We start from the raw sequence: 1,205 nt of genomic DNA on the forward strand, positions 1-1,205 counted from the left end.
ATGATTTCTGTTACTACTCCGGATCCTACTGTTCTTCCGCCTTCTCTGATAGCAAATCTTAACTCTTGTTCAATCGCTATCGGTGTGATTAGCTCAATAGTTGTTGTAATATTATCCCCAGGCATTACCATTTCTGCTCCGCCTTCTAGATTTACTACTCCCGTAACGTCTGTTGTTCTAAAATAGAATTGTGGTCTGTATCCGTTGAAGAATGGTGTATGTCTTCCACCTTCATCTTTTGTTAATACATATACTTCAGCTTTGAATTTTGTGTGTGGATGAATTGTTCCCGGTTTTGCCAGTACTTGTCCTCTTTCGATTTCTGTTCTGTCTACACCTCTTAAAAGTGCTCCGATGTTATCTCCCGCTACACCTTCGTCTAACATCTTTCTGAACATTTCTACTCCGGTTACTACTGTCTTCTTGATTTCTGGGTGAATTCCCACTAATTCTACTTCTTCACCTACTTTTACAACGCCTCTTTCTACTCTACCTGTTGCTACTGTACCTCTTCCTGTGATTGAGAATACGTCTTCTACAGGCATTAGGAATGGCTTATCTGTATCTCTTACTGGTTCTGGGATATATGCATCCACTTCCTTCATTAAATCAAGGATCTTATCTCCCCATTCACTTTGTGGATCTTCCAACGCTTTAAGTGCTGATCCGATTACGATTGGTGTTTCGTCTCCGTCAAATTCGTATTCGTCAAGAAGTTCTCTTACTTCCATTTCTACCAATTCAATAAGTTCTTCATCATCAACCATATCTGCTTTATTCAAGAATACTACGATATATGGTACGTTTACCTGTCTTGCAAGTAGGATATGTTCTCTTGTTTGCGGCATTGGACCGTCTGCTGCACTTACTACTAAGATAGCTCCGTCCATTTGCGCTGCTCCGGTGATCATGTTCTTTACGTAGTCGGCATGTCCAGGGCAGTCTACGTGTGCGTAGTGTCTGTCTTCTGTTTCATATTCTACGTGAGCTGTTGAGATCGTTATCCCTCTTTCTCTTTCTTCAGGCGCTTTATCGATGTTTTCGAATGCTACTGCATCTCCTGTTCCTAATCTTTCATGCAGTACCTTTGTGATCGCTGCTGTCAATGTTGTCTTTCCGTGGTCTACGTGTCCGATCGTTCCGATATTTACATGCGGTTTCGTTCTTTCATATTTTTCTCTTGCCATTTCTTTTCTTTCTCCTTA

General features: G+C 41.2%; 1 protein-coding gene. It reads right to left on the minus strand.

What is annotated here, in order from left to right; translation table 11 throughout:
• Positions 1 to 1,187, minus strand: a 1,187-nt coding sequence (tuf, locus tag NSA01_RS09990) for an elongation factor Tu (protein WP_257481312.1), incomplete at its 3' end; no start/stop codon positions are given.
• Positions 1,188 to 1,205 lie beyond the last annotated feature (18 nt).

Origin of the sequence: Anaerofustis stercorihominis (genome assembly GCF_024623185.1) — a bacterium.
GTDB lineage: Bacteria > Bacillota > Clostridia > Eubacteriales > Anaerofustaceae > Anaerofustis.